Below are 21,541 nucleotides of genomic sequence, written 5' to 3'. Positions count from 1 at the left end.
TTACTGAGCTGCCTCCAGCAGTTCGTCGAGAGACTCCCGCAGCAGGGTGGGCAGCATGTCGACGTCGCTCATCGCGTCACGGTCGGCGTTGATGCCGAAGTAGAGCATGCCGTTGTAGGACGTCACCCCGATGGCGAGGACCTGCTTGTTCAGCAGCGGGGGCACCGAGTAGGTCTCCAACAGCTTGGTGCCCGCGAGGTACATCTGCTTTTGGGCACCCGGCACGTTGGTGATCAGCAGGTTGAATTGGCGCGCCGAGAAACTGGTGGCAACCCGAGTTCCCATGGCGTGCAGCGTCGGTGGGGCGAAGCCCGACAACGTGACGATGGTGCGGGCGTCGACCAGACTCGCCGCCGCCGAGTGCGATTCGGTGGCATGTGCGATCTGGGACAACCTGACCACCGCGTTGCCCTCGCCGGTTGGCAGGTCGACCAGGAACGGCGAGACCTCCCTTATCGCCTGGCCCGGGCCCGCGGTGTCGAACTCCGCCTCCGGGTACACCGACATGGGCACCATCGCCCGGATGGTCGACGTCGTGGTGACCGGCTCGCCGCGCGAGAGCAACCAGTTGCGCAGCGCACCGGCGACGACCGCGAGGACGACGTCGTTGACGTCGCAGTCATAGCGCGCCCGCAGCTTGCGGTAGTCGTCGAGTTGATGCCCGGCGACCGTGAATCGACGGTTCCGCGACACCGTCGTGTTGAGCGGACTGCTCGGCGCGGTGCCGCGCGCCAGCGTCCGGGCGACCACGGCGAACCTGCGGGTGGCCTCGGCCAGCGCCCCTGTGCTGGTGACCGTCTCCACCACCGCGGACCGCACCGACTCCAGCTGGGTTCCGGGCCGGGCGATGAACTCGCCGACGGCGCCGAGGGCCAATCGGGCGTCGCTCGGTTCGCGTGCCGGGATCCAGATGTCCTCGCCGAATTCCGGCGCCTTCTGCGTGCGGTCGGCGATCACGTGGCCGATCTCCAACGCCGTCATCCCGTTGACCAGAGCCTGATGTGACTTGGTGTAGATGGCGATGCGGTTCTTGGTGAGCCCCTCGACGAGGTACATCTCCCACAGCGGCCGGGACTTGTCCAGCGGCCGGGAGCCGAGCCGCGCGACGAGGTCGTGCAGCTGGGCGTCGCTGCCCGGGGAAGGCAGCGCCGACCGCCGGATGTGATAGGTGATGTCGAAGTCGCGATCGTCGATCCACACCGGGCGGGCCAATCCGCGAGCCACTTCACGGACCTTCTGCCGGTATCGCGGAATCTGAGGCAGACGCCGTTCGACCGTCTCCAGCAAGGTGTCGTAGCTCAGCCCGTTGCGAGGCTTGCGCAGAATCGACAGCGACCCCACGTACATCGGTGTCGACGTGTTCTCGAGGTGATAGAACGACGCGTCGGCGGCCGACAGCCTCGTCACCATGGCCGCCACCTCCTCGTCACTCCGTGCTCGATCCCCGCCACGGTATCCGGCCCACCTGGTGCGCCGCATCATGGGTGCGCACCGGTGTCTCCGGGCCGTGGGATCATGAATCGTCTGCGCCTCTCCAGCAGATGTCGTCCTTTCCCCTCGACCGCTGGAGAGCCGCCGTGACCGCATCGCCCGTACCCGCTCGTCGTACCTCGTTCACCTCACCGGTCGTGGACTACGAGCCCCCACCGATCCTGATGTGCGCGCCGCCGTCGTCGGCGGCCCTGCACCGACCCGCCGCGAAACCCCTGCGATCGGTGCCCAACTCCCCCGCGCCCGGGGAATTGCCCGCACCGCGGGTGGCCGCCGCCTTCGCCGAGACCGCCATCCGCCGGGTGCTGGAGGTGTCGGACCGGCGACGCCCCGTCGCCCAGTTGCGGCCGCTGCTCGCACCCGCGCTATTCGACGCGGTGGCGGCGTTCACCGCCGCCGGTTCCCGCGACGGCGCTGCCGTTCTTCGACGGGTGCGGCTGCGGTCGGTGCACGCGCTCGACGGTGACGATGCCGCTGCGGAGGTCTTCGCCACCTACTCGCGAGGACGCCGGGTACGCGCCATCGCCGGCCGCGTCGAACTGGTCAAGGGGCGGTGGGTGATGGTCGCGCTGCAGGTCGGCTGACTCAGCCGCGGCGGGCCTTCGGCGGGCCGCCCCGCGTCTGCCGCCGCGCAGCTTCACGCCGCTCGCGGCGCGAGCCACCGGTGGGAGCCGCATGCCTGCCACCGCCACCCTCGCGTTGCACCTCGGCCGAACCGTCCTCGGCCGGACCCGAATACGTCATCGGTCGTGCACGTTCTTCGTCGATTCCCTTGACGCGCAACGCAGCTGGCGCCGGCTGGGCCGGCTCGGGGGTGACGTCGTCGGTGTCGGCGTCGGTCACCGTGTCGACCTGACGCGCCTTCGCGGCGGCGGCGGCATCGGCGGCGAACTGCGCCAGGTTCGGCGGCGCCGCGGTGGCACCCACCTGCGCTGCAGGCGGCTGCGCGGCCTGCACCTGTGCGTTGAAGAGCAGGCCGACCGACTCCTCCTTCAGGCCGTCGAGCATGCCCATGAACATGTCGTAGCCCTCGCGCTGGTACTCGACGAGCGGGTCACGCTGGGCCATGGCGCGCAGGCCGATGCCCTCTTTGAGATAGTCCATCTCGTAGAGGTGCTCGCGCCACTTGCGGTCGATCGTGGTGAGCAACACGCTGCGCTCCAACTGACGCATGGCACCCTCGCCGCCGATGGCCGTCAATTCGGCCTCCCGCGCCGCGTAGGCCCGCCGGGCGTCCTCGAGGAGTGCCTCCCGCAGCTCGTCGCTCGTCAGCTCGCCGGGTTCGCCGATCGCATCCGAGTCGACGAGGTCGTGGTAGTCGATGCCCACCGGGTACAGCAGCTTGAGCGCGTCCCACAGGGCACCGAGATCCCAGTCCTCCGCGTAGCCCTCGGACGTCGCGCCGTTGACGTACGCGGTCACGACGTCGGTGACCATCTTCTTGGCCTGATCCTGAACGCTCTCGCCCTCGAGGATCAGTCGGCGCTCGGCGTAGACGACCTTGCGCTGCTGATTCATCACCTCGTCGTACTTGAGGACGTTCTTGCGGACCTCGAAGTTCTGCTGCTCCACCTGCGTCTGGGCACTCTTGATGGCCCGCGAGACCATCTTCGCCTCGATGGGAACGTCCTCGGGCAGGTTGAGACGGGTGAGCAGCGACTCGAGCGTCGCACCGTTGAAGCGTCGCATCAGTTCGTCGCCCAGCGAAAGGTAGAACCGCGACTCACCGGGGTCGCCCTGGCGGCCGGACCGGCCGCGCAGCTGATTGTCGATGCGGCGAGACTCGTGCCGCTCGGTGCCCAGCACGTACAGACCGCCGACGTCGCGGACCTCCTTGGCCTCCGCCTCGGCTTCGGCCTTCACCTGAGCCAGCACGTCGTCCCAGGCGGCTTCGTAGTCCTCGGGCGTCTCGACCGGGTCGAGGCCGCGTTCGCGAAGTCGCTTGTCGGCGAGGAAGTCCACGTTGCCGCCGAGGACGATGTCGGTACCGCGGCCGGCCATGTTGGTCGCGACGGTGATGGCGTTGCGCCGCCCGGCCTCGGCGATGATGTTCGCCTCCTGCTCGTGGAACTTCGCGTTCAGCACGTTGTGCGGGATGCGGCGCTTGGTGAACTGCTTGGACAGGTACTCGGACCGCTCGACGCTGGTCGTGCCGATGAGGACCGGCTGACCCTTCTCGAAGCGCTCGGACACGTCGTCGACGACCGCGATGTACTTGGCCTCTTCGGTCTTGTAGATCAGGTCGGACTGGTCGGTGCGGATCATCTCCCGGTTGGTCGGGATGGGCACCACGCCCAGACCGTAGATCTCGTGCAGTTCGGCGGCTTCGGTCTGGGCGGTACCGGTCATGCCGGAGAGCTTGTCGTAGAGGCGGAAGTAGTTCTGCAGCGTGATCGTGGCCAGCGTCTGATTCTCGGCCTTGATCTCGACGTGCTCCTTGGCCTCGATGGCCTGGTGCATGCCCTCGTTGTAGCGGCGACCGACCAGCACGCGGCCGGTGAACTCGTCGACGATGATGACCTCGCCGTCGCGGACGATGTAGTCCTTGTCGCGCGAGAACAGCTCCTTGGCCTTGAGGCAGTTGTTCAGATAGCTCACCAACGGCGAGTTGGCCGCTTCGTAGAGGTTCTCGATGCCGAGCTGATCCTCGACGAACTCGACGCCGATCTCGTGCACGCCGACGGTCCGCTTGCGGATGTCGACCTCGTAGTGGACGTCCTTCTCCATCAGCGGCGCCAAGCGGGCGAACTCGACGTACCAGTTCGACGCGCCGTCGGCGGGGCCGGAGATGATGAGCGGCGTGCGGGCCTCGTCGATGAGGATCGAGTCGACCTCGTCGACGACGGCGAAGTTGTGGCCACGTTGGACCATGTCCTGGACGGTGTGCGCCATGTTGTCGCGCAGGTAGTCGAAGCCGAACTCGTTGTTGGTGCCGTAGGTGATGTCGGCGGCGTAGGCCACGCGACGCTCGTCGGGCGTCATCTGCCCGAGGATCACGCCTACCTCGAGGCCGAGGAAGCGGTGGACGCGGCCCATCCACTCGCTGTCGCGCTTGGCCAAGTAGTCGTTGACCGTCACCACGTGCACGCCGTTGCCGGAGAGGGCGTTCAGATACGCGGGCAAGACGCAGGTCAGGGTCTTGCCCTCACCGGTCTTCATCTCCGCGACGTTGCCGAAGTGCAGGGCCGCGCCGCCCATGATCTGGACGTCGAACGGCCGCTGGTTCAGCACGCGCCACGCGGCCTCCCGGGCCACGGCGAACGCCTCCGGCATGATGTCGTCGAGCGTTTCACCACCGGAGACGCGCTTCTTGAACTCGTCTGTCTTGGCGCGCAGTTCGTCGTCGGAGAGCTTCTCCACGTCGTCGGACAGGGAGTTGACATAGTCAGCCACCCTCTTGAGGCGCTTGACCATGCGGCCTTCACCGAGACGGAGCAACTTCGACAGCACGCTAATTTCCCCTAAACCTGATGGGGCCTCGATGGGCCTCGAATCGCTTCAAACGAGGTCCATCGTAGGTGACTGCGTCAGCCGGCCAGCCGAACGCGCCGCACCAGGCGATCGCGCCGGCTGCCCGCCGCCCCGGGTTACGACAGGCGGATGAGTCCGTAGTCGTAGGCGTGACGGCGATAGACCACGGTCGGCTTGTCGCTTTCCTCGTCGTGGAACAGGAAGAAGTCGTGGCCGACGAGCTCCATCTCGTATAGCGCGTCGTCGACGGTCATCGGGGTCGCGGTGTGCTCCTTGGTGCGCACGATCCGGCCGGGTTCGTGATCCTCGGGGGCGGGGATCTCCTCTTCGGCGGGCGCGGACACCGGCTGCAGGAGGTGGTTGAGGGCGGTCGCCTCGGCGAGCGACACGGGCGTCTTGTCCCCGTAGTGGATCTTGCGGCGGTCCTTGCTGCGCCGGAGGCGGTTCTCGAGTTTGCTTACCGCCGATTCCAGCGCCGCGTAGAAGCTGTCGGCGCAGGCTTCACCGCGCGCAACGGGGCCCCGGCCCCTGGCCGTGATCTCGACGTGTTGGCAGTTCTTGCGCTGGCGACGGTTGCGTTCGTGGTCGAGTTCGACGTCGAACAGGTAGATGGTGCGGTCGAAGCGCTCGAGGCGCGCCAGCTTCTCGGCGACGTACAAGCGGAAGTGGTCGGGAATCTCGACGTTGCGGCCCTTGACGACGACCTCGGCGCGGGGGCCGTCATGCGACTCCTCCTCGACGCCCACCATCGTTGACTGGTTGGTGTCCACGGATTGTATTGACATACTTGGCAACTCGCTTCCTCTTCGGCTTCGCACGCTCGAGAGCGTGCCGGCATACAACGGGAGCGCGCCGAGGGAGTACCCGAACGAAGTCCGCCCGCGGCGCAAGGTGTCGAGTACTCACCTCCTCGCTTTTGGGGCGATGTGGCGCCATTGCTTCTAGACGCCGCCGTGAGTCGTTCACGGGTGGTTGGCCCCGACGGTAGTCCGTGTTCACCTGCCTGTGCCACATATTCGACAGACGTGTTTTGCGATCTTCACCTTGGGATGACCTGTCGGTAATCGTGGGCGCGTGGGTCAGGCGTGGGCGACGGCGAGAACTCCGGCGACCCGCACGCCGACGGTTTGCAGGACCCGGACCGATTCACATGCCGTGGCGCCCGTCGTCACGACGTCGTCGAGCACGAGCACCTCACCACTCAGGCCGGGGCGGACGCGCACCCGACCGGCGATGTTTCGCTGCCGTTGGCCGGGCGACAGCCCGACCGAATCCCGGGTGAAGGCACGCATCCGCAGTGCCGCGACGACGACGGTGCCGGGGACCGCCGCGGTGCGGGCGAGGGCCGTGACGGGGTCGCCGCCCCGGCGCCGGGCCGCAGAGCGCCGGGTGGGGGCCGGGACGAGCGTCAGCGGAGCCTCGACCACGCCCCAGGCCAGCAGCCGCGACACCCCGTCACCGACGGCGGCGGCCAGCGGACGGATCAGATCGGTGCGGCCGTGCTCCTTCATCGCGATGATCGCGGCGCGGCGCGAGCCGGCGTACCGCCCGAGCGAGAAGACGGGCACGCCGGGGTCGAGGCGCGGGCTGACCACGATCGGCTCGTCGGTGTGGACTACGAAGGATTGGGCGCACGTCGGGCACCATCGCGTCCCCGGCGCCGCGCATCCCCCACACTCCAGCGGGAGGACGAGGTCGAGCAGCATGTGGTGAGTGTGTCGGGTGGGTACGACAGGGCTGCTTGCGCGCGCCGAGTGTGAACTTCTGTGTCATCTTCCGGCCGTTCGGCGCGAATATGTTCACTCTCGCGGCCCTCGAAGCAAAGCGGCATGGGCAGTCGGGAAATGAGCTTCGAACAAAGCTGTTCGCCACTGCCACCAGATCTCCGTCGGCGCACCGATCGCCGGGGTTGCCAACCCGTCGTCGAAGTCACTCAACAACAGCATGAATTTCCACATCTTGGACTCGTTGACGAGACCGAACTCGTGTGGCGCACCAGGCGGCGCGAGCATGAAGTCGACACCCCCCTCTCTCGCAGACCAACACACTTGCAGCCTGCAGTCTTCGCCACGATAGAAGACTGCCCATGCGGGTAGGGCACCGTATTCGAGTTCACCGCTCACACCGTCTGGCGCCAATCCGTATTTCGAGAACACGGGTCCCATGTGCGCATCGACCTCGAGCCAGTCCATCGTCATCCGTGATTCTTCAGCACCCATGAGTTGCCTTCTCGTACATATCCGAATCTTGCGGCGTTCTCGTTCAGGAAATTGATTTCCAGGGCCGAGAAGGTTTCCCTTCGTACCCTGGCCACCTGATCGACACTGTCGAAACCGTCGGGCAGAACATACTCAATCCGCGAAACCTGATGCTCCATCTGCATCCGCAAGAACTGCTCGTTGACCTTCCATCCCAAGACTTTTGACTGCTCCGGGGACAGTCCGTGCCCGATTGCGTCCCAAACGTCCGGTCCGGTGTCGTAGTAGATTCCCCCGTGGTTCTTGGCTTCACCGATGTATCCGCCATCTTGCCCGTCGTACTTGCCGAGTACGACTCGATCCGAATCACCAACGTGGTGCGTCGCCCCGTCGGCGACTTGCCGGGCGAGATCCTCCGTCGGAAGCTCGTTCGAGAAGGCATCGTTGAGATCGTGTGCTGTTCGCACGGCGTCGCCATCGGCCATCGGCGGTTCTGGGTTCCCGTTCGGCCCATGGCTTCCCTCGTGATCGACGGTTGAGGAGCCATGGCTGCCATGACTGCCATGACTGCCACCGTCCGCCCCGTGCCCGGACCCACCCGAGCCGTGACCGCCGCCACCACCGCCTTCGCCGGCATCGCTGGCGTGCGCTCCAACGCTGGCCGGCACCTTGTCGTCGGCCCCCGCGGACGACGGCAGCTCACCGCCGCGGCTTGCCGCCACCGACGGCTCGCCGGCCGAAGGAGCCGAGTCGAGCGACCCATTCGGCGGACGGGACGGGTTGCTCTCGGCGATGTGCGCCGGCTCGGCGCCATGCGAGGCCGGCGGGCCGGCGTCGCCATGTGGCGCGACAGGGGAATCGTGCGGCGGCGGCGGTTCGGCGGATGCCGGCGAAACCGGCTCCGTCGCAGACGGTTCCGGCGAATTCGCATGCGGCGCCGGGGTGTCGACCGGCGCACGGCCCGGCGCGTCAGCCGACGGCGCGAGAGTGTCGACCGGCGGCCGACCGGCCGGTGCCCCCTCCCCAGGCGCCGCCACGGGCGCCGAGCTTTCGGGCACCCCGATGCCGTCGAGATCCTTCGCGACGCGACCCGCCTGGCTGGCGACGCTCTCCGACGCCGCCCCGGTGACGCCCTCGCGCACCGCGCCGGCGGCTGCTCGCTCTTCGACAGAGGCGGTCCGCCCGGCGATGCCTGCGCCGTCGGCCGCCGCGTCGGCCTCGCCCACTCCGGGGATGACGAATGACCCCACCTGGGCGACGTCGTAACCCACCGCGCGCAGGGGATGTCCGGCTTCGACGTCCTTCCAGTCGACGATGCCCTTCACCGTGTCGAGGCTGCCCTGCGGATCGCTCACGACCTTCTGCACCAGTGAGGTCGGATTGACCAACACCTGCGCCGCCTCGCCCAGTCCCTCCCACGTCTTCGCCGCCCCAGAAGGGTCGTAGAGGAACCTGGTCGGATCGAGCTGACTGATGCCTTGCGCGGTTTCGGCGACGAACTTGAGCGCGCCCTCGGACCCGTCGACCATCGCGGTGAACTCGAAGGCCAGCGCGCCGCCGACGTCCTTGCCCAGCACGCTGGTGAATTCCTTGGTCGCCCATTTCTCGAGCGAGTCCGTTGCGGAGTCCAAGGCGTTGATGCCCTGATTGAAGAGCTGCATGGAGGCGTCCGCCTCGCGCTTCATGTTGTTGAGGACGGTCTTGATCTCGTGAGCGATCTTGCGGATCTCGTCGAGCGGATCGTGGCCGCTGAAGATGCCGCTGATGGTCTCCAGCACCCCCGACGGGCTGAGCTGATGCAGCAGATTTCGGACGGCGTCCTGCGTGGCCTCCACCGTGCCGGCGAACCCGTCGACCGAGGCGGCCAGCTTCTGCGCCTCGGCGGCGATCTCGGTGAGGCCGCCGCTGATCTTGCCCAGCGCGTCGGTGATCTGACCGGCCTCGGGAATCTGCTGAGAACTCAAGCCGGGGCCGGCGCCCTCGAACTGCCCTGCCAACCCACTCAGCTTGGTGCCGAACGACTTCCACGCACCGGCCGCAGTCCGCAGCTCACCAGGGTTGCCGTCGGGCCAGACGTCGCCGACGAAGGACTCCACCAGAGACCATCCCAGCGGGGCGCCGATGCCAGCGCCCAACGGCGGGGGCATGCCGGGTGCGGTGAACGCGGCCGGCGCGGCGGGGGCAGGTACCGGCGAACTCCCGCCGCCCACGGTGGACGACGCGTTGGCGTGGCCGTAGTTCGCCGCCGAGGTCTGGATGCCGAACCCCACCCGACGGCCCGCGTTGACCACCGACGCGGCGGCGTCGAGGATCGCCTTGCCCGCAGCGGTGTACCCCTGGGCGAAGAGCAGACCGGCCGCGTCGTGCCCGAACATCGCACCGGCACCAGACAATCCGGCGTCCAGCGCGCCCACCGCGGCGGCCGTCGCGTCACCGTCGCCGCCGACCGTGGACCCGATCGCCGCGAGGGCAGACGGGTCCACCGAGATGGGAGCCGTCACCGGTCAGCCCCAGTTGCGCACGTTGGTCTGCGCGGCCCCGGAATAGTTTTCGTGCGCCCCCTCGGCGATCTGACGAAGCCGGGCGAGCGCCTCCCTCATCTCGCGCGCACCCTCGTCCCACCGCTGCTGCGCCGAGCGCTCGGCCTGACCGGCGTCGCCCTGCCACGCCGTGCCCAGGTGCGCCACCGACGCCGCCGCGTGCGCCAGTTGCGCCTCGAGGTGCTGGTCGAACTCGGTCATCCGGTCGACCACGGTCAGGAGCGCGGCGGGGTCGACCTGAAACGCGCTCACAGGCCGCTTCCCGCCACGCGAGACGCGCCCGCCGCATCCGTGGCGTCGTAGCGCTGGGCGGCCTCCTGCAGCAGCCCCGACATGGTCGTCAGACCCTCCACCACCTGCTGGGCACCCGCGTGCCATTCCCGCCACACGGCGTCATAGGCCGAGGCCGCCTCGCCCGACCAACCGGGGCCGAGTAGTCCCGACACTTCCCCGTCGAGCGAGCCGAGGCCGGAACGCACACCGTCGGCCACCGACTCCAACTCACCGGCCACGGACGCGAGCACCGACGAGGTCACGCGTAGATCCGACATCGAAGATCACCCCCGTTGAGTCACCGACCAAAACCAGGGTAACGCGACGTGCAGGGGGTCAAATGCACTGAATCAGAACACTTTTGACAGCACACTCACAGGAAGTCGTGCGGTGACCTTCAGCCCGGGAGCACGGGGATCGCCCCGGCAATCATGAGCGGCCGCACCTCGGCCCACATCAGGTCGTTCTCGGCGGCCGAGCCCGACAGCTGCAACACCCCGCGCTGATCCGCGACGTATAGCGTCGAGGGGTTGGCCGCCACGGTCGACACCGGCGCCAGCAGGTTCTGGCTCGGCCCGTCGGAGTTCACGCCGTCGAGGTTGACGTAGGACACGGGGTGCTGGGGATCGGTGCGACTGACGACGATGTCGTCACCGGTGCGCCACGACAGCGACACCGCCGTGTCCCCCAGACCGAAGCCCAGCCGTCGTGGATAGGTCAGCGCGTAGAGCCCACCTTGGGTCTGTTCCACACCGGCCAGGATCACCTGGCCCTCGACGACCATGGCCGCCCGCGTGCCGTCGCGGGAGAGCTGCAGTTCTGACACCGGGCCGGGGTACTTGGAGAAGACGGCCGTCGCATCGACGGGGATGCGCGCGGGCTGACCGGAGGCCGCCTCCTGGATGACCCGGACGACGTTGTTGCCGTCGACCACCACCCAGATCGCGTCGTCCAGTGACCAACTCGGACGCGTCAGCGTGCGGCCGTCGATCGCCTGTGAGGAGTCCCCGCCAAGCTGCCCGATCCACAGTGACGACGCCATGTCCGGCGCACCCGGCCGCAGCGTCACCACCGAGGCCACCTCTTGTCCGCTACGCGACAGGGTCGCCGCCGTCTGGCCCGGCAGACTTCCGAAGGACCCCGCCACGCGCGGCGCCTTCTGCCCGTCGAACGAGACCAGCGACCCGTTGACGAGGGCGTGCAATCCCGCCGCCGCGCCCGGATCCGCGCCAGGGTCGGTGGCGGCCACGTCGGAGGAGTTCCACCCCGCGGCGAACCGGTCGTCGAGCGCCGCGCCGTCGGCGTTGATGACATACGGGCCGTTGACACCGGCCCGGTTCAACGTCCAGATGATCTGCGCGGCAAGCAGTTGCCGCGAATGGGGGTCGGTGGTCGACAGGTTCTCCAGGTCGACGCGCGCGCCGCCGTACCCACGTCCGACGCCCGTCTTGCCGCTGTCGGCGCGGGTCACCGGACCGCGCAGCCGCAACGGCGGGCCGAGCAGGTTCCGAACCGTGTTGGCCATCTCGGGCCGCGGACCGGACAGCAATTTGGTCACCAGCTCGGTGGGCAGCTGGTCGGGATCGGACACCGCGACGTAGCGCGGATCGGGCACGACGGTCTTGCCGGTCGGATCGACGAAGTAGAGGGTGCTGCGCTTGTAGGTCGCCAGGAACTGCTGCCAGTCCAGGAAGACTCCGTTGGGCAGCTTGTCGATCCGCCAGCCACCCGGGGTCTTGACGAGCTCGATCGGCCCCGGATCCGGCAACGCACCGTCGCCGGTCTCGAACACCCCCATGTCGGACAGCGAGCCGAGGATGTCGGCCTTCATGGTCACCGAGACACGTTCCGGCTGGCGGGTTTCGACGAACACGACCCGGTCGATCAGCAGGGCGCTGCCGGCGTCGTCCCAGGAACTCGACGCCGACTCGGTGAGGAACTGACGTGCCGCTAGATGCCGGTTGGCGGGATCGGCGGTCGCCTTGAGGAATTCGCGCAACAAGACGTCGGGATCCATGCCGGGGGTCGGGGTCGGCAGGCTCGGCGGGGCCGGGCGGTCCATGGTGCCGAGCGCCTGGGGCGCCGAGGAACTGGGCACGCCGGCACACCCGGTCAAGGTCAGCACGAGGGCCAGCAGCAAGGTGACGGCGACCAGCGCGCGTCTCACGCGCGCTCCCCGGCGGGTTCGCGGTCGCGCACCGGGGTCGCCGAGGGCTTGTCCGGCCCAATGGGCTTGAGAGGCAACGGACTTGCCGTCACCTTGTGGCCGCGCACCAACGGCAGCGTCAACCGGAAGCAGGCGCCCTTGCCCGGCTCCCCCCACGCCTCGAGCCGACCCTGGTGCAGCCGCGCGTCCTCGATGGAGATGGCCAACCCCAGGCCGGTGCCCCCGGAGCGGCGCACCCGCGAGGGGTCCGACCGCCAGAACCGGCTGAACACCAACTTCTCCTCACCGGGGCGCAACCCGACGCCGTAGTCGCGCACCGTGACCGCGACGGTGTCCTCGTCGGCAGCCATCCGAATCCGCACCGGCTTTCGCTCGGCGTGGTCGATGGCGTTGGCGATCAGGTTGCGCAGGATGCGTTCCACCCGCCGCGCGTCGACCTCGGCGATGACGGCCTCCGACGGCATGTCCACCACCAGGTCGACCGACGCGTCCTTGGCCAGGTGCCCGACGTTCTCCAGGGCGCTGCCGACGGTCAGCCGCAGATCCTCGGACTCCACCGACAATTCGGCGACACCCGCGTCGTGCCGGGAGATCTCGAGGAGATCGCTCAGCAGCGTCTCGAAGCGGTCCAACTCGCTGACCATCAACTCCGTCGCGCGCCGCAGCGCGGGTTCGAGGTCGTCGCTGTGGTCGTAGATCAGGTCGGCGGCCATCCGCACGGTGGTCAACGGGGTGCGCAGCTCGTGACTGACGTCGGAGGTGAAGCGGCGCTGCAGGTTTCCGAACTCCTCCAGCTGGGTGATCTGCCGCGACAGACTCTCGGCCATGTCGTTGAAGGACACCGCCAGCCGGGCCATGTCGTCCTCGCCGCGCACCGGCATCCGCTCGGTCAGGTGGCCCTCGGCGAACCGCTCGGCGATGCGCGAGGCCGACCGCACCGGCAGCACGATCTGGCGAGCCACCAGCAGCGCGATGGCGGCGAGCAGTCCCAGCAGCACGATGCCCCCGGTGGCCATCGTGCCGCGTACCAAGGCGATCGTGCTTTCCTCGTTGTTCAGCGGAAAGATCAGGTACAGCTCGAGATTGGTGACCGGTGACGACGTCGGACTGCCGACGATCAGCGCCGGGCCGGAGAAGCCGTCGGTGTTCACCACGGCGTACTGGTAGCTGACCTGACCGGCCTTCACGAAGTCGCGCAGGGCCGAGGGGATCTGCTGCACCGGCCCCGCCGCCGTCGCCGCCCGCGGCCCGTCACCCGGCACCACCAGCACCGCGTCGAAGGCACCGGCCAATCCCGCCCCGGAGTCGACCTTGCGGTCGACCAGGGTGTTGCGGGCCAATTGCAGACTGCTGTCGAGCGAACGGGTCTCCTCGCCGCCGACGATCCCGCTGACGGTGGTGCTGGCGCGTTCGATCTCCTCGGTCGCCGCCCGCACCTTGATCTCTAGGATGCGATCGGTGATCTGGCTCGTCAGGACGAATCCGAGCACCATGATGACCGCCAGCGACAACCCGATGGTCAGCGTCACCACCCGCAGTTGCAGTGAGCGTCGCCAGGCATAGCCGAGCGCTCGCCCCAAGGTGCCCAGGCCCCGCAACATCGGGGCCGAGCGGCTCCGAATGCGTCGGCGGGAGCCCCAGATCACGGGGGTCCGGCCTTGTACCCCACTCCTCGGACGGTGAGCACCACCTGCGGGTTCTCCGGATCAGTCTCGACCTTGGCGCGCAACCGCTGGACGTGCACGTTCACCAGACGGGTGTCGGCGGGATGCCGGTAACCCCAGACCTGTTCGAGCAGCACATCCCGAGTAAACACCTGCCGCGGTTTACGTGCCAGCGCCACCAGGAGGTCGAACTCCAGCGGGGTCAGCGAGATCTGCTCTCCGCCGCGGGTCACCTTGTGGGCCGGCACGTCGATCTCGACGTCGGCGATCGACAGCATCTCGGCCGGACCGTCGTCGTTGCGGCGCAGTCGGGCCCGCACGCGGGCGACGAGTTCCTTCTGCTTGAACGGCTTCATGACGTAGTCGTCGGCCCCGGATTCCAGACCGAGCACCACGTCGACGGTGTCGGTCTTCGCCGTCAGCATGACGATGGGGACACCGGAGTCGGCGCGCAGAACGCGGCAGACGTCGATGCCGTTCATGCCGGGCAACATGAGATCCAGCAGCACCAGGTCCGGTCGCAGTTCGCGAACCGCCGTCAGCGCTTGGCTGCCGTCACCGATCACCGCGGTGTCGAAGCCCTCGCCCCTCAGGACGATCGTGAGCATCTCGGCGAGCGACGGATCGTCGTCGACGACCAGAATCCTTTGCCTCATGGTGCCCATGGTGTCACCGAAACGCGATAAACCTGGGTTACCACACCGGGCGTTTTGCCCGCAGATCAGGACGTCAGAGCCCGCGCGAGTTCGTGCGGCACCACGTCGGGTCCCGCGACGGCCCAGGGGCCCTGCCAATTCCCCGCGGCCAACGCGGCGTAGGCCGCCCCGGTACGACGCTGTAGACCGTCGTCGCGCTCATAGGCGTCGCGCGCCCGGTCGGCCTCGGCCGCCTCGCGCCGCAACGCACGTTCGGCGGCCACCTCGGTCGGCACCGCGAGCAGCACCTGCCAGTCTGGGCGCGGCAGGGCGAACCGGCCGAACTCCAGTTTGCCGACCCACGCCACGACGGACCCGTCTACGCCCTCGTGCAGTCGCGCCGCGCTGTAGGCGGCGTTGGACGCCACGTATCGATCCAGGATGACGACGTCGTGCTCGGTGCAGAGCCGGTCGATTTGCGACGTGGCGTCGGCACGGTCGAGCGCGAACAGCGTCGCCATCGCGTACACCGACGACGCGAGGTCGCCGTGGCGTCCGTGCAACGCCTCGGCGGCGAGGTCGGCGTGCACGGATTCGTGGTAGCGCGGAAAAGCCAGTCGTGCGACGGACTTCCCGGTCGACTCGAACGACGTCTGCAGGCCGTCGGTCAGCGTGCGCTTGCCGGCGCCGTCGACTCCCTCGATCGCGATGAGCACGGCCGTCAATCTATCCCCACACGCCAATGGCCAGTCACCGCACGCCACACGGGGGCAGGCGCGAGGTGACTGGCCACTCGACGGGAACTGCTAGTAGCGGTAGTGCTCCGGCTTGTACGGACCGTCGACGTCGACGCCGATGTACTCGGCCTGCTCCTTGGTGAGCTTGGTCAGCGAGCCGCCCAGTGCCTCGACGTGGATCTTGGCGACCTTCTCGTCGAGATGCTTGGCGAGGCGGTAGACCTCGTTGTCGTACTCGTCGTTCTTGGTCCACAGCTCGATCTGCGCGATGACCTGGTTGGAGAAGCTGTTGCTCATCACGAACGACGGGTGCCCGGTCGCGTTGCCCAGGTTCAGCAGTCGTCCCTCGGACAGCACGATGATCGAGTGACCGTCGGGGAAGACGAACTCGTCGACCTGCGGCTTGATGTTGATGCGACGAATGTCCTTGTCGCGCTCCAGGCGCGCCATCTCGATCTCGTCGTCGAAGTGGCCGATGTTGCCCAGGATCGCCTGGTGCTTCATCTTGCGCATGTGGTCCAGGGTGATGATGCCCTGGTTGCCGGTCGCGGTGATGACGATGTCGGCCCAGCCGATGGCCTCTTCGACGGTCTTGACCTCGAAGCCGTCCATCAGTGCCTGCAGGGCGTTGATCGGGTCGATCTCGGTGACCGCGACGCGTGCGCCCTGCGCCTTGAGCGCCTCGGCGCAGCCCTTGCCGACGTCGCCGTAGCCACACACCAGCGCGGCCTTGCCGCCGATGAGGACGTCGGTACCGCGGTTGATGCCGTCGATCAGCGAGTGGCGGGTGCCGTACTTGTTGTCGAACTTGCTCTTGGTGACCGAATCGTTGACGTTGATGGCGGGGAACGCCAGCTCACCGGCTGCGGCGAACTGGTACAGGCGCAGCACGCCGGTGGTGGTCTCCTCGGTGACGCCCTGGACGGACTCGGCGACCTTGGTCCACTTGGTCGAGTCGGCCTCCAGGGAACGGCGCAGCAGGTTCAGGAAGACCTTGTACTCGTCGGAGTGCTCGTCGTCCTCGGGCGGCACGACGCCGGCCTTCTCGAACTGCGCGCCCCGAAGCACCAGCATGGTGGCGTCGCCACCGTCGTCGAGGATCATGTTGGCGGGCTCGCCCGGCCACGTCAGCATCTGCTCGGCAGCCCACCAGTAGTCCTCGAGGCTCTCGCCCTTCCACGCGAAGACGGGAACGCCCTTGGGCTCCTCGACGGTGCCGTGCGGTCCGACGACGACGGCGGCAGCGGCGTGGTCCTGCGTGGAGAAGATGTTGCAGCTCGCCCACCGCACTTCGGCGCCGAGCGAGACGAGGGTCTCGATCAGCACTGCGGTCTGGACGGTCATGTGCAGCGAGCCGGATACCCGGGCGCCCTTGAGCGGTGCCACGTCGGCGTACTCGCGGCGCAGTGCCATCAGGCCGGGCATCTCGTGCTCGGCCAGCCGGATCTCCTTGCGGCCGAATTCGGCCAGCGACAGGTCGGCGACCTTGTAATCGATGCCGTTGCGGACGTCGGCGGTCAGTTCTGGTGCGGTCATGTAGAGCCCCTTTGATGGTGCGTCACGTCATGGAGTCAATGCCTGGACGCACCCAGGGTGCGTTGGCGGACACCCCGGCCTGCGGACTCGCGGGACAGGCGCTCGTGCGATGCAACGGCCAAGGCGCTCTGACAGCCAGGAGATGTCTCGACGAGTCTAACGTCTCGCGGTCCGCCGTAGGCCGGTGGGTGAGCCCGGACCGGCCCACGGGAAGAAAACCCTTCCGTCGCGGAGTTTCCCCCCGCGACGGAAGGGACCACGAGAGATGCAGTCCGAGACGCCGACCGACGAAGACCTGGTGCTGGCCGCGCAGCACGGCGACACGGCCGCGTTGGGGCTGTTGCTGGCGCGGTACGAGCCGTCGATGCGTGCGGTGGCGCTCAACATCCTGGGCTTCCGGCCCGAGGCCGACGACGTGGTGCAGGATGCCTCGCTGATTGCGTTGCGGCGCCTTGGCGACCTTCGCGATCCCACGGCGGTGGGGCCGTGGCTGCGCTCGATCGTCCGCAACGGTTGCCGGATGCAGCTCCGCGCGGTCACCCCGGTGCCGGTGCCGGACGTCGGCTCGGTACTGCGGCCCGACGTCGAGCACGATCCCGCCGCCCTCATCGAGCGGCTCGCACATGGGGATTGGGTGTGGTCCGCCGTCGAGGAGCTCTCTCCGCCGCTGCGGCTGGTCACGATCCTGAGGTACTTCACCGCCGTCACCAGCTACGAGCAGCTGGCGCAGGTGTGCGGCATACCCGTGGGAACCGTGCGCAGCCGGCTGAGCCAGGCCCGCGGCAAGCTGCACGCGGCGCTGCTCACCACCGCCGAGCAAGCCCACGAGGACGCAGCGGCCCTAGGTCGGTCCCGGCGCGCCGAGGCGCAGACGATTCTGGGCGCCGCCCAGGACGGCTTCTTCGCCGCTGCGCTGGCGGCGCACTGGGACCCGGCCGTGGAGACGACCTGGCCGCACGGCATCCACACGAAGGGGTTCGACTACCTCGTGCGGGCAATGGACCACGACCTGGGTGACGGGGTGCGCCAGCGTCTGACCAACGTCGTCGCCAGCCGCGACGTGGTGATCTGGGAGACCGATTTGATCAGCCCGCCCGACGACCCGTTCCACTGTCCGCCGGCGGTGGCCTGGGTGCAATTCCTTCGCGAGGGGCGGACGAACCACGTGCGTCTGTTCCACCCGATCCCCAGGTCGGCTGCGAGTTGAACTGAGCCACAACGGTTTCAGAACAACGGGACGCCGGGATCCATCCCCAGCCGTACCCGACCGGCCGCGGTCAGGAACTGAGCCGACTGGTTGGCGTGCTGCAGCGCGGCCATCCCGTCGCGGAAGAGGCGCTCGATCGGGTTCCCCCGGTAGAGGGCAGCCGACCCCGCGACCTGGAAGAGGTCGACCAAGGCCTGACGGCTGACCTCGGCCGCATGCGACATCGCCGCGCGCAGTGCGGCCCGCTGTCGCAGGGTGACCGCGTCGCCGGCGGCGTGCAGTTCGTCGGCGGCGTGGATGAGCAGCAGGTACGCGGCGGTGACGGCCGCCTCCGAGCGGGCGATCACCTGCTGGGTGTGTGCCGAGTCGGCGACGGTACCTCCGGTCATGGCCGCCTTGCCGGTGACCAGGGCAACGGTCTCGTCGACGGCCCGGCGGGCAACACCCAGGGACACCGCGGTGCATCCGGGAAACACCAGGGCTGGGATGAAACCGCGGTACAGCGGGCGGTCGATCCGCGGCGGGACGTCGAGGGCAGCGGTCAACTCCGTCGGGACGAACACCGCCTCGGCCGTGACGTCGTGACTGCCGGTGGCCCGCATCCCGGTGACGTCCCAGGCGTTTCGCACGGTCACCTGCTCGCGGCGGACCGCCATCAACCGGACGTCAGTCGACACGCCGACCAGGATGACCCAGTCGGCGCCGTTGACACCGCTGACGATCTTCCATTCGCCGGTCAGCCGGAATCCGCCGTCGACGGGCTCCGCCTGACCAGGCCGACCGGAGTTCGCGAGCACCGGTTCACGGCCGGCACCCCAGATCTGCTCCACCCCGGCCGGCGGCAACAATGCGCCGATGAAGCCGAAGTTCGCGTTCCACACCACCAAACCGACGGAGGCGTCGAGATAGCCGAATCGTTCGTAGGTCTGCAGTGCCGTTGGCAGCGGGGTCTCCCAGCCGCCCAGCTCGACCGGTGTCAGCAGGCGAAACGCGCCCGCTTCGAGCAGTGCGTCCCGAAGGTCGGCGGGAATTTCGCCCTGCTGCTCGGCGCGGGCAGCGGCGGCGGTGATCGCCGGTCTCAGCGATTCGGTGAGGGTGGTCGGGTCGAGGACGGGCAGGGTTGCAGGTGTCATGCCCATCCAGATGCAGCAGCCGGCCGATTAGTTCGATCCGCCGGGATCTATCACGCCGTACCGCTCGGCGAACGGTGTCATCAAGCGGGCCAGATCACGGGCCACGTCATGGTCCGCCTCCGGGGGCATCGACACATAGCTCATCGCGAGTCGGACGATGGCCCTGGCCAGCACACCGGCATCCTCTTCGCTGGCCCGGACCCAGCTGTCCATGAACGTCGACGTGAGTCGCTGCGAACACCTCGTGATGATGGGCGCGCTGTCGGTGGTGATGATCTGCAGGAGATCGGGCTTGGCCGCTCCGGTCAGCAGCGAGATCACGAGCGGGTCCGACGCCGATTCGGCGAAGAAGGCACGGAACCCCTCCAGGAAGGCAGCGTAGACGTTGCCGACGTTTCCCGCGATGGCGTCGTCGACGGCGTCCACCAGACGGTCGGCCAGCCGCAACGCATAGCCCTCGGCGAGGCCCTGCCGCGAGCCGAACTCGTTGTAGATGGTCTGCCGGCTGATGCCGGCCGCCTTGGCGACGTCCGACAGCGTGATCGAGGACCAGTCCCGCACCAGCAGCATGTCGCGCATGCCGTCGAGGATCGACCCGCGGAGCAGCACTCGCGACGCCTCGGCGTACGGCACGCGCGCCGCCGTACGCCGGTCGCTCGGACTGTTCATAGGGGCGAGACTATCGGGTGCGACGACGGTCAACCCCGCGCGACCTCGACCATCTCGAAGTCAGACTTCGCCGCGCCGCAGTCGGGGCAGCTCCAGTCCTCCGGGATGTCGTCCCAGCGGGTGCCCGGCGCGATGCCGTCCTCCGGCCAGCCCTTCTCCTCGTCGTACTCGAAACCGCATTGCACGCACACGAACAACTTGTAGTTCACGTCGTCACTCCCCTTTCGTTGGTTGAGGCTCGAAGTCGATCTTCTCTCGGACCGCACAATCCGGGCAGGTCCAGTCGTCGGGGACCTGGTCCCAGGGTGTGCCGGCCGGAAAGCCCTCCCGGGGTGCCCCCTTGGCTTCGTCGTAGACGAAATCACATCCAGGGCAACGGTATACGCTCACCGGGGCTCCCCGTAGGTGGCCAGCACCCTCTCGCGCACCCGCGGATGGATGTTGACCCGGCTGAGGTCGCCGTCGTAGTGGGCGAGCACGCGATGGTCCATGACCTTGCGCCACAGCGGCGGAAAGTAGGTCAGGCCGATCATCGACGCGTAACCGCTCGGCAGGTTCGGCGCGCCGTCCATGCTGCGCAGCGTTTGATACCGCCGAGTGGGGTTGGCGTGGTGGTCGCTGTGCCGCTGGAGGTGGTACAGGAACAGGTTGGTCACCAAATGGTCTGAGTTCCAACTGTGTTGAGGCGCGCAGCGCTCGTAGCGCCCACTCGGCGTCTTCTCCCTCAGCAGACCGTAGTGCTCGAGGTAGTTCACCGTCTCCAACAACGCGAAGCCGAACACCGCCGAGATCACCACGTAGGGAACGAGTCCAAGGCCGAAGTAGGCGATCAACGCGCCGTAGAGCACCACCGACATAGCCCAGGCGTTGAGCACGTCGTTGGACGGATGCCAGGGGCTGCGGTGGAGCCTGCGCATCCGTTGGGCTTCGAGTTCCCAGGAGGACCTGAGGCTGCCCCACACGCTACGCGGCAAGAATTCCCAGAACGTCTCGCCGAACCGGGCCGACGCCGGATCCTCGGGGGTGGCGACGCGAACGTGATGTCCGCGGTTGTGCTCGATGAAGAAATGGCCGTAGCAGGTCTGAGCCAGGGTGATCTTGCTCAGCCACCGTTCCAGGGTCTCCTTCTTGTGGCCGAGCTCGTGGGCAGTGTTGATGCCGACGCCACCCATCATCCCGACCGACAGGGCCAGACCGATCTTCGCCGGCCAGCCGAGAGCTCCGTCGAAACCGAGCCAGCCGAGGTCCGACGCCGTGAAGAGGTAGGCGCCCAGGATGACGGTGAGGTACTGGAAGGGGATGAAGCTGTAGGTGCAGTAGCGGTAGTACTTGTCGTTCTCCAGCCGTTCCATGACGGCGTCGGGCGGGTTCTCTCCGTCCGGGCCGAAGCGCCAATCCAGCAGTGGCAGCACGATGTAGACCAGGATCGGGCCGATCCAGAAGGGCACCTGGGCGGCTGCGTGCCACCCGAACTGGTTCAACCCCCACACCACCGGCAGCATCACCAGCACCGCCGTGGGCACGATCAGCCCCATCAGCCACAGATACCGCTTCTTGTCGCGCCATCGGCCGACGGGCGTCGTGCCGTCCGCGGAGTCCACGTGGGTCGTCATCGCGCCACCTCCATGTGAGTGCCATCACCATTGGACTTGACTATAGCCACGCATTTGTCCGATGTCTAGACACAGACAGGTGTTTTGTAAAGACTCTGCTCGCTCGTCGCCTTCACCGCGTCGCGGCGAGCAAAGAACGGACGTGCGGTGCCCGTGGGTCGCGTACACCGATCCGTCAGACTTTCTCCCTCCTTTTGGTCGTGTTCC

The 21,541-nt window shown here is 67.9% G+C and carries 20 protein-coding genes; 2 read left to right on the top strand and 18 right to left on the bottom strand.

Annotation, left to right across the window (positions count from 1 at the left end; translation table 11 throughout):
- Positions 1-1,410, bottom strand: a complete 1,410-nt coding sequence (locus tag ABZ195_RS09315) for a wax ester/triacylglycerol synthase family O-acyltransferase (RefSeq protein WP_355216905.1) — start codon at positions 1,408-1,410, stop codon at positions 1-3.
- Between the two features lie 167 nt (positions 1,411-1,577).
- On the opposite strand from ABZ195_RS09315, the gene ABZ195_RS09310 reads away from it, so the two are divergent.
- Positions 1,578-2,075, top strand: coding sequence for an Rv3235 family protein (locus ABZ195_RS09310; protein WP_355216903.1), 498 nt, complete (start codon positions 1,578-1,580; stop codon positions 2,073-2,075).
- 1 nt (position 2,076) lies between these two features.
- On the opposite strand, the gene secA is transcribed toward ABZ195_RS09310, so the two are convergent.
- The 12 genes from secA to ahcY all read right to left on the bottom strand — a co-directional run bounded on the left by secA (position 2,077) and on the right by ahcY (position 16,712).
- Positions 2,077-4,941, bottom strand: a complete 2,865-nt coding sequence (gene secA, locus ABZ195_RS09305) for a preprotein translocase subunit SecA (RefSeq protein WP_355216901.1) — start codon at positions 4,939-4,941, stop codon at positions 2,077-2,079.
- A gap of 137 nt (positions 4,942-5,078) precedes the next feature.
- The gene (gene raiA, locus ABZ195_RS09300; protein WP_355217060.1) at positions 5,079-5,711 is read right to left on the bottom strand and encodes a ribosome-associated translation inhibitor RaiA; all 633 of its coding nucleotides are present in this window, start codon (positions 5,709-5,711) and stop codon (positions 5,079-5,081) included.
- A 330-nt stretch (positions 5,712-6,041) separates the two neighbouring features.
- Positions 6,042-6,665 carry a ComF family protein gene (locus ABZ195_RS09295; RefSeq protein ID WP_355217058.1) on the bottom strand — a complete coding sequence of 208 codons (624 nt, stop codon included), beginning with the start codon at positions 6,663-6,665 and terminating at the stop codon, positions 6,042-6,044.
- A 96-nt stretch (positions 6,666-6,761) separates the two neighbouring features.
- A complete protein-coding gene (locus tag ABZ195_RS09290; RefSeq protein ID WP_355216899.1) occupies positions 6,762-7,160 on the bottom strand; it encodes a hypothetical protein in 399 nt (132 codons plus the stop codon).
- Positions 7,157-9,661, bottom strand: coding sequence for a hypothetical protein (locus ABZ195_RS09285; protein ID WP_355216897.1), 2,505 nt, complete (start codon positions 9,659-9,661; stop codon positions 7,157-7,159). Before ABZ195_RS09285 ends, ABZ195_RS09290 begins: the two co-directional genes overlap by 4 nt.
- A gap of 3 nt (positions 9,662-9,664) precedes the next feature.
- Positions 9,665-9,952: a WXG100 family type VII secretion target gene (locus ABZ195_RS09280; RefSeq protein ID WP_355216896.1), complete on the bottom strand. Its 288-nt coding sequence runs from the start codon at positions 9,950-9,952 to the stop codon at positions 9,665-9,667.
- A complete protein-coding gene (locus ABZ195_RS09275) occupies positions 9,949-10,251 on the bottom strand; it encodes a WXG100 family type VII secretion target (RefSeq protein WP_355216894.1) in 303 nt (100 codons plus the stop codon). The genes ABZ195_RS09280 and ABZ195_RS09275 overlap by 4 nt, the downstream gene beginning before the upstream one ends.
- Positions 10,252-10,370: 119 nt before the next feature.
- Positions 10,371-12,140, bottom strand: coding sequence for an MtrAB system accessory lipoprotein LpqB (gene lpqB / locus ABZ195_RS09270; protein ID WP_355216892.1), 1,770 nt, complete (start codon positions 12,138-12,140; stop codon positions 10,371-10,373).
- Complete coding sequence (mtrB, locus tag ABZ195_RS09265) at positions 12,137-13,786, bottom strand: MtrAB system histidine kinase MtrB (protein WP_355216890.1); 1,650 nt, start codon at positions 13,784-13,786, stop codon at positions 12,137-12,139. Before mtrB ends, lpqB begins: the two co-directional genes overlap by 4 nt.
- Complete coding sequence (mtrA, locus tag ABZ195_RS09260; protein ID WP_149480903.1) at positions 13,783-14,469, bottom strand: two-component system response regulator MtrA; 687 nt, start codon at positions 14,467-14,469, stop codon at positions 13,783-13,785. Before mtrA ends, mtrB begins: the two co-directional genes overlap by 4 nt.
- A 56-nt stretch (positions 14,470-14,525) precedes the next feature.
- Entirely contained in the window at positions 14,526-15,155 is a 630-nt protein-coding gene (locus ABZ195_RS09255) for a dTMP kinase (protein WP_355216889.1), read from the bottom strand.
- Positions 15,156-15,245: 90 nt separating this feature from the next.
- Complete coding sequence (gene ahcY, locus ABZ195_RS09250; RefSeq protein ID WP_355216887.1) at positions 15,246-16,712, bottom strand: adenosylhomocysteinase; 1,467 nt, start codon at positions 16,710-16,712, stop codon at positions 15,246-15,248.
- A 265-nt stretch (positions 16,713-16,977) separates the two neighbouring features.
- On the opposite strand from ahcY, the gene ABZ195_RS09245 reads away from it, so the two are divergent.
- The gene (locus ABZ195_RS09245) at positions 16,978-17,919 is read left to right on the top strand and encodes a sigma-70 family RNA polymerase sigma factor (protein ID WP_355216886.1); all 942 of its coding nucleotides are present in this window, start codon (positions 16,978-16,980) and stop codon (positions 17,917-17,919) included.
- 17 nt (positions 17,920-17,936) lie between these two features.
- On the opposite strand, the gene ABZ195_RS09240 is transcribed toward ABZ195_RS09245, so the two are convergent.
- The 5 genes from ABZ195_RS09240 to ABZ195_RS09220 are packed head-to-tail and all read right to left on the bottom strand — an operon-like array spanning position 17,937 to position 21,334.
- Positions 17,937-19,052 (bottom strand): acyl-CoA dehydrogenase family protein, encoded by a 1,116-nt coding sequence (locus tag ABZ195_RS09240; RefSeq protein WP_355216884.1) that lies wholly within the window; start codon positions 19,050-19,052, stop codon positions 17,937-17,939.
- Positions 19,053-19,079: 27 nt separating this feature from the next.
- Entirely contained in the window at positions 19,080-19,721 is a 642-nt protein-coding gene (locus tag ABZ195_RS09235) for a TetR family transcriptional regulator (RefSeq protein ID WP_355216882.1), read from the bottom strand.
- Between the two features lie 29 nt (positions 19,722-19,750).
- The gene (locus ABZ195_RS09230) at positions 19,751-19,930 is read right to left on the bottom strand and encodes a rubredoxin (protein ID WP_056556065.1); all 180 of its coding nucleotides are present in this window, start codon (positions 19,928-19,930) and stop codon (positions 19,751-19,753) included.
- A 4-nt stretch (positions 19,931-19,934) separates the two neighbouring features.
- Positions 19,935-20,111: a rubredoxin gene (locus ABZ195_RS09225; RefSeq protein WP_355216880.1), complete on the bottom strand. Its 177-nt coding sequence runs from the start codon at positions 20,109-20,111 to the stop codon at positions 19,935-19,937.
- Entirely contained in the window at positions 20,108-21,334 is a 1,227-nt protein-coding gene (locus ABZ195_RS09220; protein WP_355216878.1) for an alkane 1-monooxygenase, read from the bottom strand. The genes ABZ195_RS09225 and ABZ195_RS09220 overlap by 4 nt, the downstream gene beginning before the upstream one ends.
- Between the last annotated feature and the right edge of the window lie 207 nt (positions 21,335-21,541).

Source organism: Mycobacterium sp. NPDC006124 (genome assembly GCF_040614235.1).
Classification (GTDB): Bacteria; Actinomycetota; Actinomycetes; order Mycobacteriales; family Mycobacteriaceae; genus Mycobacterium.
Note: the sequence above shows the minus strand (reverse complement) of the source record. Positions and strands in the feature narration are given on the sequence as shown.